This window comes from Priestia endophytica DSM 13796, assembly GCF_900115845.1.
In the GTDB taxonomy this organism is placed as follows: Bacteria; Bacillota; Bacilli; order Bacillales; family Bacillaceae_H; genus Bacillus_I; species Bacillus_I endophytica.
In genome coordinates this window covers 167,187-179,782 of record NZ_FOXX01000002.1, presented here as the reverse complement: position 1 = coordinate 179,782, position 12,596 = coordinate 167,187, and the positions used below count along the sequence as shown (strand labels likewise).

The window sequence follows — 12,596 nt, the reverse complement described above, 5'->3', positions numbered from 1 at the left end:
CTGCGTTTCAGCGCTGTTTCTCATTAAAGAAGTCCAAGCATCTTCAGGCCGTGTAAAATTCCATCCTCACTTACATCTTTTGTTTGATATCGCGCTGCTTCTTTTGTCTCTGGCTCCGCATTTCCCATTGCTACTCCGTGCTCTACGTATCCAAGCATTTCAATATCATTTAATCCATCACCAAATGCGTAAACATCTTCTTTGGAAATTTTAAGCGCTTCAATTACTCGCTCAATCCCTTTCGCTTTTGAAGCGCCGCTTGGTAAAATATCTGTTGAAACAGGATGCCAGCGTACAAATTTAAAAGCATCAAACTCTTCTTCATACTGTTTTTCTTCTCCAACTTCACAAAATAAAAGAGCTTGGTAAATCTCACGCGTTAAAAAATAGTCTGGGTCATGCTGTGGATGAGAGAATTTTAATGTGCTTATACTATCCTCAATATATTGGTGATGAGGAGTATTTGCTTTCATATCGTCATGATCCATATATACGACAGGGTGTTCTAAACTAAGAGCTTTGTCTGTCAGTTGACCTAGCGCTTCACGCTGAAGAGGATTCTTATAGAAAACTTCACCATTTAATACAATGTATTGGCCATTGAAGCTTATATAAGAATCAATCTCTAACTCTTCTCTTAATTCTTTATACATAAATGGCGCTCTTCCTGTTGCAATAGCAACTATGTATCCTTTATCTTTCAGACTTTGCACAGCACTTTTAGTTGTCTGTGGCAGATTTTTCTCATGATCAAGTAAAGTTCCGTCAATATCAAAGAAAATAATTTTCTTGCTCATTCATGCATCACCTTGCTCCCTTAGTATAATATATGATTTACCTTATGCTTCTTTTAGCTTCCACATTAGATATGTCTCTTTCAGTATAACAAAACGCCCTTTCTCAAACAAAAGAGATTGAGTTCTCCAATGTTGCTAAAATAATAAATTCCCAATATCAACCATGCGAGAAACAGGACAACCTTGCATATAATAGAAATAAACATTTTTGTCATAAGGAGTTGAATCATCTTGCTAAAGCGACTGAAAAAACGCCTTGTACGCCAATGGAACGACATGTGGCGTCAGAAAACCATTGCCTAATCTTTTTATTTTACAGTTGCGACTTCTTCGAAGAAGTCGCATTTTTACTATAATTATTAAAACGCTTTACACGATAGATTGACTTCACGTCAAAAGACAACTAAAATATAGACACAGAGAAACTTTATGTAAGTAAGGGTATACGTTCCCTTCAGTACGGATCAATACATTCACAGAAGCTTTGAGTATTGCTTTTTCTAGAACGCCCTAGCGATACATCAAGCTTTTCATAACAGAAAATGAGCTATAATAGCCTTTTGAGTTCCCTGCGATAGGGGTATACATAATTATAAAGTTCTTTGATAGATACTATAGCTATACCTAATAAAGATGCTTCCCATTCTGCTATAATGTATTTTCAGTTAGAAAAAACATTAGATATTAGCGGATTTTATAATATTATAATAAAAAAATGATTTGAATTACGGAATTAAGGAGAGATGAAACAATGATTTTTAAAGTGTATCACCAGCAAGATCGTTATGAAGTACCTGTACGTGAGAAAACACAAACTGTTTATGTAGAAGGTGATTCTGAGCGCGACGTACGCTATAAGCTCAAAGATCACAATATAAACATCGAATTTATCCAACGTATTGAAGGTGCACATCTAGAATATGAACAACAGAACGAAGATTTTAAAGTATTGGAGTTATGATAGAAATGAAATTTGTAAAAAACAATCAAACAGCAGTGTTCGCTTTAGGCGGACTAGGTGAAATCGGGAAAAACACCTATTGCATTCAATTCCAAGACGAAATTATCGTTGTTGATGCTGGAATTAAATTCCCAGAAGATGAACTACTAGGAATTGATTATGTTATTCCTGACTATACCTACTTAATTAAAAACGCAGATAAAATCCGTGGAGTTTTCATCACTCATGGTCATGAAGACCATATTGGAGGAATTCCATACTTATTAAGAGAGCTTAATGTTCCAATCTACGGCGGAAAACTTGCTCTAGGTCTTATTCGCAATAAACTTGAAGAACATGGTTTACTTCGCCGTGCGAAACTTCATGAAATTCATGAAGATGACGTTATTAAGTTCCGTAAAACGTCTGTAACGTTCTTCCGTACAACACACAGTATTCCAGATTCTTATGGAATTGTTATTAAAACACCGAACGGTCAAATTGTTCACACAGGTGATTTTAAATTTGATTTTACTCCTGTAGGTGAACCAGCAAACTTAACTAAGATGGCTGAAATCGGAAAAGACGGAGTTCTTTGCCTACTTTCTGACAGTACGAATAGTGAAGTTCCTAACTTCACAATGTCTGAACGTCGAGTAGGAGAGAGCATTCACGATATCTTCCGCAAAGTTGACGGACGTATTATATTTGCTACATTTGCTTCGAATATTCATCGTCTTCAGCAAGTAACGGAAGCTGCTGTACAACACAACCGAAAAATTGCAGTATTCGGCCGAAGCATGGAAGCAGCAATTCAAATTGGTCAAGATCTAGGCTATATTAGCTGCCCTAAAGATACGTTTATTGAACCAAATCAAATTAATCGCTTACCTGCAAACAAAGTAACAATTCTTTGTACAGGAAGCCAAGGAGAACCAATGGCAGCTCTTTCTAGAATTGCTAGCGGTACTCACCGTCAAATTCAAATTATCCCTGGAGATACTGTTGTTTTCTCTTCTTCACCAATCCCAGGAAATGCGATTAGCGTAAGTCGTATTATCGACAAGCTTTTCAGAGCAGGTGCTGAAGTTATTCATGGTCCATTCAGCGATATTCATACATCTGGACACGGTGGACAAGAAGAACAAAAACTTATGCTTCGCTTAATTAAACCAAAGTTCTTTATGCCAATTCACGGGGAGTTTAGAATGCAACGCATGCACAACAAACTTGCTCAAGACTGCGGTGTAGAACCTGAAAACTGCTTTATCATGGACAATGGTGAAGTACTTGCGCTAAGTGAAAACGAAGCATCTGTTGCAGGAAAAGTACCATCTGGCTCTGTATATATTGACGGAAATGGTGTTGGCGACATTGGAAATATCGTTTTACGTGACCGCCGTATCCTATCTGAGGAAGGCCTTGTTATTGTCGTTGTAAGCATTAATATGAAAGAATTCAAAATTGCAGCAGGCCCTGATATTATTTCAAGAGGATTTGTATATATGCGTGAATCTGGGGATCTCATCAATGATGCTCAATCCCTTATTACAAAACACCTTAGCAAAGTAATGGAGCGCCGTACAACACAATGGTCTGAAATTAAAAATGAAATTACGGACACTCTTTCTCCTTTCTTATATGAAAAAACAAAACGTCGCCCAATGATTTTACCAATCATTATGGAAGTGTAATAAAAAAAGACCCTGGATGTCCAGGGTCTTTTTTATGAATCACTAACAAGACGATTTTCAAAACGATTAATATCCACATCAGCTCCAATAACAATTAAAATGTCACCTTGACGAATTGTTTCAGATGCTTGAGGAGATACAATGATGTCATGGTTGCGCTTGATAGCGACAATGTTAATACCGTACTTGGCACGGATGTCTAAATCAATTAAAGAGTTTCCATCTATCTTCTGTCCTGCTACAAGTTCTACAATACTATGTTCTTCTGATAGCTCTAAGTAATCAAGAACAGTGTTTGACATAAGGCTATTGGCAATTCTTCTTCCCATGTCTCGCTCAGGATGCACAATTCGATCTGCGCCAATTTTAGAAAGCACTTTTTCATGATATTCGTTTTGTGCTTTTACCGTAATATGCTCTACACCAAGCTCCTTTAAAATGAGTGTTGTTAAAATACTTGCTTGAATGTTATCTCCAATTGCCACAATGACATTTCCAAAATTACGAATTCCTAAACTTTTTAAGACATTCTCATCTAGAGAATCTCCAATAACAGCATGTGCAGCAATGTTGGCATATTCGTTTACTTTGTCTTCATCAATGTCAATTGCTAGAACTTCCATTCCTTGGTCACTTAATGTTTTACAAATGCTTCCTCCAAAGCGCCCAAGTCCAATAACGGCAAATTCTTTTTTCATTTTGACACCCTCCATTATGTACCGATGTTTCTCATATAAATTTAGCCTATGCTTATTTACTATAAGGGAAAATAGATTAGAAAGCAAAGAAGGAATCTTCAAAAAAAAAGCGTCCAATATGGACACTTTTTTTATTATTCACTTTTTTCTGTTTCACCAAGCACACGGTTTACGCGTTTTTCAAGCATCTTCATGCCGCTTCCACCTGCTTGGAAATGACGAAGCTGACCTGTTTTATCGAAAACATAGTATGCTGGCACATATTGATTTTCAAACGAATCTGTTAGCTTATGCTCGCTGTCTACGAAAATAGGCTGCGTAATTTCATGTTCTTTGGCTACTTTTTCAATTTGTTCAAGGTTAAGATCATCTTCAGAACGAGGCATATGTACAGCAACAACGTTAAGCTGATCTTTATATTCATCGCGAAACTCGTTTACTTTTGGCATTGCTTCTTTGCACAGATGGCAGCTGATGGACCAGAAGTGAATAAGTGTTGGTTTTTCACCAACTAAATCTTCTTTGGAAACTTGTCCATTTACCCAAGCTGTTGCACCTTCAAGTTCAGGCATTGGGGCACGTAATTTCATCGTCTACTTCCTCCCTATTAACAAGCAGTTCACTTGCAAATTAAGTTTAGAAAGAGGTCTAACGCTCTGTTAGACCTCCATGTCATCATGTATAAATTAAAGAGTTTTTTGACCTGGTTTCCAGTTTGCTGGGCAAAGACCACCAGTTTGAAGGGCTTGAAGAACACGAAGTGTTTCATCAACGTCACGACCAATGTTGTTGTGGTTAACAACCGCATATTGTAATTCCCCTTCAGGGTTGATAATGAATAGACCGCGAAGTGCTACACCTTCTTCTTCAATTAACACACCATAGTCACGAGAAACTTGGTGATTTGTATCGGCAGCTAATGGATAGTTAAGATCTCCAAGACCGTTGTCTTTGCGATCTGTGTTAATCCATGCTAAGTGTGTATGGATTGTATCTGTAGAAACCCCTACCACTTCCGCATCAAGGTCTTCAAACTCATCGTAGCGATCAGATAAAGCCGTAATTTCTGTTGGACAAACGAAAGTAAAGTCCATTGGGTAGAAGAACAATACTGTCCATTTGTCATTTTTCATGTTTTCTTCAAGACTTACTTTACCAAATTCTTTATTAGCTAGTACTGCTTCCATTTCGAAACGTGGTGCTTGTTTACCTACCATGCGTTCTGCCATTAATAATCCCTCCAACAATATAGTTAAATGAGAATACATAGAAGTTATTCTCATTTATATCTCTTTTCAACAAGTTCAATTATAGAATAGACAGGGTCACCAGTCAACAGTTAATAGTTAATAGTTAATAGTTAATAGTTAATACTATTTTAAAATAAATTTAAATAACTGACGATTTTAATGAGCTTATCCTTATGAAACAAGCTTAACTTTTCTCTCTCTATTTTAATACAACCCTAACCTAACTTTCCAATAATATGATTGATTCTTTTCGTACTTATTATGCATGAAACTTTCGTTGACAATTCTACTTTGTAGTTTATCATGGACAAATGAGGGAAAAGGTTAAGAAGTAAATGCTGTGTTCCTTACTGTTTGGACGAGAAAGGATGATTTTATTGTTTGATGTAAATCAGTTTGATTGGGAAGGACTTTTAGTTGATGCAGGACTCATTGCACTTAAGGTTATTGGGCTATTTATTACCTTTTATATCGTAAGAGCTATCGGTAGTCGCGTTATGAACAAAGCTTTTCAAGAAGTTGCAAAGCGTAGAAATATTTCAGAAGGCAGATCCTTAACTTTACATAAGCTAGCCGAAAATATTTTTTCCTATGTTTTAATATTTATGCTTGTTGCCACACTATTTGGTATTTTTGGTTTACCAATTGCAAGCTTAATCGCTGGAGCAGGTGTTGTGGGACTTGCCATTGGATTTGGAGCCCAGGGACTTGTCAGTGACGTTGTAACTGGTTTCTTTTTACTGTTAGAAAAACAAATTGATGTAAATGATTATGTAACAGTTGGAAGCTTTGATGGAATTGTTGAATCTGTTGGACTTCGTACAACACAAATTAGAAGCTTTGACGGTACGCTAAACTATGTGCCAAACCGTGAAATTACAAGCGTTAGCAATCATTCTCGAGGAAATATGCGTGCGCTGGTTGATATCGGAATTTCTTATGATGATAACATTGATCATGCGATGGAAATTATGCAAGCTGTATGTGACCGTGTAGCCACTTCTAACCCCCTTGTTGTTGAAGGTCCTAATGTTATAGGAGTTCAAGGTTTAGGAGCTTCTGATGTAGTGCTACGCGTTATCGCTAAAACAGAAAATATGGAACAATGGGGGGTTGAACGTCAGCTTCGTAAAGAAATTAAAGAGGCGTTTGACGAAAATAATATTGAAATTCCTTTTCCACACCAAGTTTACATTCACAAAAATCAAGAAGGAACAGAAACATCTTCCTCTTAATTAACAAAAAAGACGTCTTCAAGACGTCTTTTTTTGTTTGATGATTATTGTTGATTAATATGGTGGCTTACTTGCTGACAAAGCTCTTCAGCTGTATATCCTGCTGCCGTAAGGATTGGATTTTTCGTTGTTGTATCCATAATTCCCATCACGTTTGATTCGCTTCCTGTGACAACACAGCAGTCACAGCTGTTTGCATCATTTTCATTATGAAGCTCTACAACTTCATGTCCTTGCTGTCTTAGGGCTTCTGCCACATCTGTTAAGCCATTTTCAACACCAATTCTTGCCATCACTTTCCACCTCCTACATACACGTACTATTTCCTTAAGAGGGGAAAGTTATTCCAATATTTTAGTTTTTTCTCTTTCCTTTATAAGTTACGTAGCGGGATAGAAGGGAAATGGCTTTCTCAATTGCCTCCTCATTTGGCAGAAGCTTTGAATGATGAAGGCCGTTTTCTGAGTCAACACCAAGCCAAAACATAACTCCAGGAATTTCTTTTAACATGTAACCAAAATCTTCTCCTGTCATTGCTTCCTTGCAGTGAACAAGGGACATTTCTTCATCTTTTTGAACGAAATCCATAAATTCTTTTGCAAGGTTTTCATCATTATATACTTGATGATACATCGCTCCGTAATCGATTGTTGCTTTGCACTCATAACCGGTTTCTATACCTTTTACAATAGCTTCAATTCGGTGTTTTACCTTTTGCATTGCTTCTGGTGAAAGGGTACGAATTGTTCCTTCAATACGCGCATTTTCTGCAATTACGTTTTGAACTGTGCCACCTGCAATTTTACCAATGGTAATAACTGCACTATCTAGTGGGTCTACATTACGCGCGACAATGCTCTGCAACTGTGTTACTAAAGAACAAGAAGCGACAACCATATCATTTGTAAGATGTGGATATGCAGCATGTCCACCGCGTCCCTTTAAATCAATAAAAAGCTCTGACGTGTTAGCAAACAAAAGGCCTGGTTTAGTTGCAACCGTTCCAACAGGATATTCAGGAGCAATATGAAGAGCAAGAATAATATCTGGTTTCCATTCTAGCATTTCTTCGCTCTTTAGCATTGGCTCTGCTCCACCTGGTCCTTCCTCTGCTGGTTGAAAAATAAATACCATATTATCCTCAATTGGATTTTCAACAACATACGTAAGAAGCCCCAAACCAATGCTCATATGAAAGTCATGTCCGCACGCATGCATATTTCCTTCATGTTCTGAAGAAAATGGTAGATTGGTTTCTTCTGTAATCGGTAAACCATCAATATCTGCTCTGTATCCAATCGTTTTTGACGGATCTGATCCTTTAACACGTACGAAAAGCCCTGTTTTCCAAGGTTTGATTTCGACCCTTTCTCCTGGAAGAGTTTGTAAATACGATAGTAAGTAGCGCTGTGTTTTAAATTCTTGAAAGCCAAGCTCAGGGATTTTATGTAGATCACGACGAATTTTTATAAACTGATTCATGTCTCAACATCCTTTAATATAAAATGGCGATGAAAATAAACAGAAAGGAAAGCGTGGCAAATAAGCATACCACGCTTTCCTTCTTAAAATGAGCTTCTTCTAACTCTTATTTAGTTTTCTTCGTTAAGTTGGCGAAGCTCTTGCTTGATCTCAGTTTTTGATTTTGTTTTTTCATCAATTTTCTTAATTACGCGTGCTGGAGTTCCAGCTACAACAGAAAATGGAGGAACATCTTCAACAACAACAGCTCCTGCTGCAACAACAGAACCTTCACCAACTGTTACACCTTCAAGAACAACTGCATTTGCTCCGATTACAACGTCGTCTTCAACAATAACAGGTTTTGCTGAAGGAGGCTCAATAACGCCAGCTAAAACAGCGCCAGCTCCAATGTGACAGTTCTTACCTGTCGTAGCACGACCACCCATTACAACGTTCATGTCAATCATTGTACCTTCGCCGATTACACAACCGATGTTAATAGAAGCCCCCATCATAATAACGGCATTATCACCGATTTCAACTTGGTCACGAATAATTGCGCCTGGCTCAATACGTGCTTTCACACCTTTAAGATCTAATAAAGGAATAGCAGAGTTGCGGCGATCGTTTTCTAATACGTAGTCTTCGATTTTTCCTTCATTGCTTTCAAGAACTGTTTTAATATCTTTCCACTCACCGAATACAACGCCAGTATTGCCTGTAATGAAAGCTTTTGAAGCACCAAAGTCAATTGACTCTAGCTCACCTTTCACATAAACTTTCACAGGTGTTGATTTTGTGCTGTTTTGAATAAATGAAATAATTTCATTTGCATCCATCATTTTCATCCTTAGTTCCTCCTTAAAATGCTTATGTATTTGTTTAATGTAACAAATCCGACCTAAGTTGACAAGCTTTATTCACTTCTCTTAGACCTAGAATGTGTTAAGGTTAACATTCTTTCCCTTTGCTTAATGAAGAACAAACATATCTTTTTTGCATCCAACATATTTGCTTTCATACAACCCTGCAACCATGAAATCTTGTTCACTATTTGCCACACGGAATCCGTGTCCTTTAACAGTTTCACACTGATGAAGAGCACTGTTATAAACATCAACAGAATAAATGTTAGAGAATCCTTGTCTATTTTGAGTAGATGATGCATAAATTTCGCCATTATGTTCTGATAAATCTAAATAGCAAGACTCTCTTCCAGGGCTCTTACATTCTTTAAAAACCCATCTCTCCATTGTAAGGATTGGCGTATATTCAATTTTTCCCCGTCTTCCTTTACTTGATCCTTTTGCAGCTACTAAATAGCTATCATTTAAAGTAAGAAGAGACGAAATCATCGCTTTTTCCTCTTTGTTAATATGTGTGAGACTTCCTGTTTTTAAACTATACATCCATATTCCACCGTACAGGCTATGAATCTGAGTTCCAATAAATAGAAAATGACTTGTAATACAGAGTGAACGAATCGTTGGCTTGTTCTTCAGATTCTCAAAAGGCTTAATCGTTCGCCAAGAAGCACCTGCATTCTCTGAAAGGTAGATCGTATGCTGACCATGAGTAGCGACGATGTTCTCGTCGCTACCTGTAATAGACCATACTCTTGCCTTTGTTGGTAAGTGCGCAAGGTTCCACCTTTCTCCACTATCCGTTCCTTTAATCATTGTGCCATCGTCGCCAACTCCAAAGAGATTACCACCGACTTTTTTTAAACTTAAAATACGATTTCCGATTGTTAGCACTTTTTTAAACTGACCGTTATAAAAACGATAAATCCCTTCTCCTTTTACAGCTAAGTAATAACTCCCTTCTCCATCGTATACAACAGAGGTAGCTCCTTTATGAAACATGGGAATCCACTTTTCCTTTCTCTACCCATTTCAAAAAGTTTCTAGCAAATGTTTGGCATTCTAAAATCTGCTCATCTGTTTCTGGATAAAGCTCGATTTTCAGCTTTTCAGAGAAGACGTCGCCCCCTGCTTCTAAAGCCCGCTCTGCAAATAAATTTACAGCTTCACAATACTGAGGATAGTCTCGATCACCAGAGCCAAAGCAGCCAATTTTCTGACCTTGTAGCGTACCCTTCTCAAGCTCATCGTAGAAATCTTCTGCCTCATATGGTAAATCTCCATCTCCCCATGTATAAGAACCAATTAAAATATTGTCATAGTTTTCTATATCTTCAATAGATATCTCATCCATAAATGTGTAAGAAACGTTTTGTCCTTCACTTTCCAATGTTTCTTTTAATATCGTTGCGATATCTTCTGTATTTCCCGACATACTTACAAATGTAATAAGCGTACGGCTCATTTCCATCACCTCTTGTAATTGATAATGATTATCATATGTTCATATTATTGAAAATGATTATCATTGTCAACATTATTTCTTTATTCTTTCTTCTTATAAAAAAAAGCTTGCCTATTATTCAGGCAAGCTTATACACCTCTATATTCTGATATTACTTCTAAAAAAGCTTGTACTTGCTTTAACTTAAAGGAAGAGTCATAGCCAAGAAGCCACGTATCTCTCGCGATAGGCTTTCCTTTTTCATCTAACAGTGGAAGCTTATAAATAGAGTCATCTTCTTCCTTTAGAGATACAGAAGGTAATATTGCATACCCAATTCCATGTAAAGCCATTTGTTTACACGTTTCAATCTGGTCTACCACAATTGTTCTCTTTGGACTCGTTTGAAATTGAGTATGCCACCAATCTTGAATTTCTTGATAATACGTTGAGTCACTTTTAAACTGGATAAAAGGTTTCTCTGTTTTTAAAACATCTTGGAATTCTTGAATTTCTGTATCAACAAGATAGAGCTGATCTGTAAGAAGGTACTCTTTAACTCCCTTCCAATCAGGGTTCCCTCTAATGATACCAAGGTGCACGCTATCATCATACACATATTGCAACATTTCACTACTCCAGCCTGTTACAAGCGAGATTGTCACGTGCGGATATTTTCTTACAAACTCTTTTAGTACATTTGGAAGCCAGTGCTGACCGATAATGGATGCAACAGCAAGCTTCAATGTTCCATGGACTTCTGTTTGCAAAGAGCCGAGCTCTTCTTTTACTTTTTCTTCTTTCTCGACCATCTCAGTTGCAAACTCAATAATTTTTTCTCCTGCTGGTGTAAGAGCAAGTCCTTTTTGTGAGCGTATAAAAATTTGAGTTTCCCAAGCCTTTTCAATTGTTTGTAAACGCTGTGAGAGCGCCGGCTGTGAAACGAAAAGCCGCTGAGATGCTCTGCGCATATTAAGCTCTTGTGCTAACACAACGAGCATTTTACATTCAACAAGCTGCATAATTTCCCTCAATTTCTTTTGTTTTTATTTATTATAGTCTTTCAAATAATGTTTGAACATATAAAAGCAAAAAGGCAAGCGAATACGTCTTATTCGCTTGCCTTTCTTCACTCTATCATTCTGTATTATATGTATTGCTATGATAATTCTCGTAAACGGCTATATAAAGAAGCAATTTCTTGATATTGCTTTGTTTCTACTGTTTTTAATCCATGTTCAATATCCACAAGATGACTGCTTACAACTTCTAGCGCATATCCTTGTTCAAATAATATATGAAGTAAAAGCTGCTCTTCTTCCTTTGCAAGCGAAGCTGTCGCCTTCATTCCTCTCCCCCCCTCTCTTATCCTATATATAAAAGTCTAAAAGGTCTATATCGCTCTGTCAATATAACAACTTGGCAATTCATTCCTCTTTTCCTGAGCTCTTTCTACATTTTTCGACGCATACAAAAAAGAGCCAAAACAAATGTTTTCGCTCTTTTTAAACTTTATGAAAAAATATAACATATAACCTTTTTTTCACAAAAAGCTTTTTTAAAATATTTCTTATACAAGTTGAAGTAAATCAAAGATTTCAATTGTGATAATATCAATATTATCGAACTCATACGTTTTAGGCTTTTCACCTTTGTTGAATACTTTTAATTCAAAAAGGTCCCCTTTTGCTTCATATGTAACGCTACAGATGCGCTCTCCGTTTATTTCAAAAAAGCGCTGTGGCTTTTCAAGCGTTTCTGTTTGGTTTTTCAAGCTTTCTAATCGGCTAATAATCGCTTTTAATTGTGACATTTTTAAACTCCCTTATGTTTATTTATTGTTATTCATTATCATTTGGCAGAATACGAACAGTCATTCTTCTTTTCATTCCACCTATAACGGTGCTAAGCTATGATAACATGTACCACATTAAAAATCACCTTAAGGAGGAACAAAAATGAAAAAAGTAGAATTATACACTCAACAAGATTGTCCACCATGTCACATTGTAAAACAGTTTTTAACACATCACAACATTTCATTTATAGAATTTGATATAAAACGTGATGCGAAAGCGCGAAAACACATGATAAATACGTTAGGCTCTTTTTCTACTCCAACCGTTGTTGTAGAAGATGAAGTTGTGACTGGCTTTAATATTGAAAAACTTGAACAGCTTCTATTATAAACAGTATTACCCTTATTATGAA

General features: G+C 36.8%; 16 protein-coding genes. 4 read left to right on the top strand and 12 right to left on the bottom strand.

The features are described 5' to 3' along the window. Nucleotides 1-23: 23 nt before the first annotated feature. Entirely contained in the window at nt 24-797 is a 774-nt protein-coding gene (locus BM012_RS05265) for a Cof-type HAD-IIB family hydrolase (RefSeq protein WP_061803543.1), read from the bottom strand. Between the two features lie 751 nt (nt 798-1,548). On the opposite strand from BM012_RS05265, the gene BM012_RS05260 reads away from it, so the two are divergent. Both BM012_RS05260 and rnjA read left to right on the top strand, forming a co-directional pair. Continuing rightward, a complete protein-coding gene (locus BM012_RS05260) occupies nt 1,549-1,758 on the top strand; it encodes a DNA-dependent RNA polymerase subunit epsilon (RefSeq protein WP_061803542.1) in 210 nt (69 codons plus the stop codon). A gap of 5 nt (nt 1,759-1,763) precedes the next feature. After that, on the top strand, nt 1,764-3,431 hold the full coding sequence (gene rnjA / locus BM012_RS05255; protein WP_061803541.1) for a ribonuclease J1: 1,668 nt from the start codon (nt 1,764-1,766) through the stop codon (nt 3,429-3,431). 32 nt (nt 3,432-3,463) lie between these two features. On the opposite strand, the gene BM012_RS05250 is transcribed toward rnjA, so the two are convergent. The 3 genes from BM012_RS05250 to BM012_RS05240 all read right to left on the bottom strand — a co-directional run bounded on the left by BM012_RS05250 (nt 3,464) and on the right by BM012_RS05240 (nt 5,358). Further along, on the bottom strand, nt 3,464-4,129 hold the full coding sequence (locus BM012_RS05250; protein ID WP_061803540.1) for a potassium channel family protein: 666 nt from the start codon (nt 4,127-4,129) through the stop codon (nt 3,464-3,466). A 134-nt stretch (nt 4,130-4,263) separates the two neighbouring features. Further along, the gene (locus tag BM012_RS05245) at nt 4,264-4,719 is read right to left on the bottom strand and encodes a TlpA family protein disulfide reductase (RefSeq protein WP_061803539.1); all 456 of its coding nucleotides are present in this window, start codon (nt 4,717-4,719) and stop codon (nt 4,264-4,266) included. Nucleotides 4,720-4,815: 96 nt separating this feature from the next. Further along, nucleotides 4,816-5,358 (bottom strand): peroxiredoxin, encoded by a 543-nt coding sequence (locus BM012_RS05240; protein WP_061803538.1) that lies wholly within the window; start codon nt 5,356-5,358, stop codon nt 4,816-4,818. A 398-nt stretch (nt 5,359-5,756) separates the two neighbouring features. Between BM012_RS05240 and BM012_RS05235 the strand changes: the two genes are divergently transcribed. Further along, nucleotides 5,757-6,614 carry a mechanosensitive ion channel family protein gene (locus tag BM012_RS05235; protein ID WP_061803537.1) on the top strand — a complete coding sequence of 286 codons (858 nt, stop codon included), beginning with the start codon at nt 5,757-5,759 and terminating at the stop codon, nt 6,612-6,614. A gap of 44 nt (nt 6,615-6,658) precedes the next feature. On the opposite strand, the gene BM012_RS05230 is transcribed toward BM012_RS05235, so the two are convergent. From BM012_RS05230 to BM012_RS05195, 8 genes are all read right to left on the bottom strand, one after another. Beyond that, entirely contained in the window at nt 6,659-6,907 is a 249-nt protein-coding gene (locus tag BM012_RS05230; RefSeq protein WP_061803536.1) for a YkuS family protein, read from the bottom strand. A 61-nt stretch (nt 6,908-6,968) separates the two neighbouring features. Further along, a complete protein-coding gene (locus tag BM012_RS05225) occupies nt 6,969-8,096 on the bottom strand; it encodes an N-acetyldiaminopimelate deacetylase (RefSeq protein ID WP_061803535.1) in 1,128 nt (375 codons plus the stop codon). Between the two features lie 110 nt (nt 8,097-8,206). Then, complete coding sequence (dapD, locus tag BM012_RS05220) at nt 8,207-8,926, bottom strand: 2,3,4,5-tetrahydropyridine-2,6-dicarboxylate N-acetyltransferase (RefSeq protein ID WP_019392982.1); 720 nt, start codon at nt 8,924-8,926, stop codon at nt 8,207-8,209. Between the two features lie 123 nt (nt 8,927-9,049). Continuing rightward, complete coding sequence (locus BM012_RS05215) at nt 9,050-9,943, bottom strand: WD40/YVTN/BNR-like repeat-containing protein (RefSeq protein ID WP_061803534.1); 894 nt, start codon at nt 9,941-9,943, stop codon at nt 9,050-9,052. Further along, a complete protein-coding gene (locus BM012_RS05210; protein ID WP_061803533.1) occupies nt 9,933-10,406 on the bottom strand; it encodes a flavodoxin in 474 nt (157 codons plus the stop codon). The genes BM012_RS05215 and BM012_RS05210 overlap by 11 nt, the downstream gene beginning before the upstream one ends. Nucleotides 10,407-10,534: 128 nt before the next feature. After that, a complete protein-coding gene (locus tag BM012_RS05205) occupies nt 10,535-11,407 on the bottom strand; it encodes a transcriptional regulator CcpC (RefSeq protein ID WP_061803532.1) in 873 nt (290 codons plus the stop codon). Nucleotides 11,408-11,544: 137 nt separating this feature from the next. Beyond that, complete coding sequence (gene abbA / locus BM012_RS05200) at nt 11,545-11,733, bottom strand: antirepressor AbbA (RefSeq protein ID WP_019392978.1); 189 nt, start codon at nt 11,731-11,733, stop codon at nt 11,545-11,547. 222 nt (nt 11,734-11,955) lie between these two features. Continuing rightward, nucleotides 11,956-12,198 carry a DUF1797 family protein gene (locus BM012_RS05195; RefSeq protein ID WP_019392977.1) on the bottom strand — a complete coding sequence of 81 codons (243 nt, stop codon included), beginning with the start codon at nt 12,196-12,198 and terminating at the stop codon, nt 11,956-11,958. Between the two features lie 145 nt (nt 12,199-12,343). Here BM012_RS05195 and BM012_RS05190 point away from each other — a divergent pair, with 145 nt between their 5' ends. Further along, a complete protein-coding gene (locus BM012_RS05190; protein ID WP_061803531.1) occupies nt 12,344-12,574 on the top strand; it encodes a glutaredoxin domain-containing protein in 231 nt (76 codons plus the stop codon). Nucleotides 12,575-12,596 lie beyond the last annotated feature (22 nt).

Coding starts and splice junctions, on each gene's coding strand:
- abbA (WP_019392978.1), bottom strand. CDS start 11,733: ATGAAGGCGACAGCTTCGCTTGCAAAGGAAGAAGAGCAGCTTTTACTT.
- BM012_RS05195 (WP_019392977.1), bottom strand. CDS start 12,198: ATGTCACAATTAAAAGCGATTATTAGCCGATTAGAAAGCTTGAAAAAC.
- BM012_RS05230 (WP_061803536.1), bottom strand. CDS start 6,907: ATGGCAAGAATTGGTGTTGAAAATGGCTTAACAGATGTGGCAGAAGCC.
- BM012_RS05260 (WP_061803542.1), top strand. CDS start 1,549: ATGATTTTTAAAGTGTATCACCAGCAAGATCGTTATGAAGTACCTGTA.
- BM012_RS05210 (WP_061803533.1), bottom strand. CDS start 10,406: ATGAGCCGTACGCTTATTACATTTGTAAGTATGTCGGGAAATACAGAA.
- BM012_RS05225 (WP_061803535.1), bottom strand. CDS start 8,096: ATGAATCAGTTTATAAAAATTCGTCGTGATCTACATAAAATCCCTGAG.
- rnjA (WP_061803541.1), top strand. CDS start 1,764: ATGAAATTTGTAAAAAACAATCAAACAGCAGTGTTCGCTTTAGGCGGA.
- BM012_RS05205 (WP_061803532.1), bottom strand. CDS start 11,407: ATGCAGCTTGTTGAATGTAAAATGCTCGTTGTGTTAGCACAAGAGCTT.
- BM012_RS05250 (WP_061803540.1), bottom strand. CDS start 4,129: ATGAAAAAAGAATTTGCCGTTATTGGACTTGGGCGCTTTGGAGGAAGC.
- BM012_RS05240 (WP_061803538.1), bottom strand. CDS start 5,358: ATGGCAGAACGCATGGTAGGTAAACAAGCACCACGTTTCGAAATGGAA.
- BM012_RS05265 (WP_061803543.1), bottom strand. CDS start 797: ATGAGCAAGAAAATTATTTTCTTTGATATTGACGGAACTTTACTTGAT.
- BM012_RS05215 (WP_061803534.1), bottom strand. CDS start 9,943: ATGTTTCATAAAGGAGCTACCTCTGTTGTATACGATGGAGAAGGGAGT.
- BM012_RS05245 (WP_061803539.1), bottom strand. CDS start 4,719: ATGAAATTACGTGCCCCAATGCCTGAACTTGAAGGTGCAACAGCTTGG.
- dapD (WP_019392982.1), bottom strand. CDS start 8,926: ATGAAAATGATGGATGCAAATGAAATTATTTCATTTATTCAAAACAGC.
- BM012_RS05190 (WP_061803531.1), top strand. CDS start 12,344: ATGAAAAAAGTAGAATTATACACTCAACAAGATTGTCCACCATGTCAC.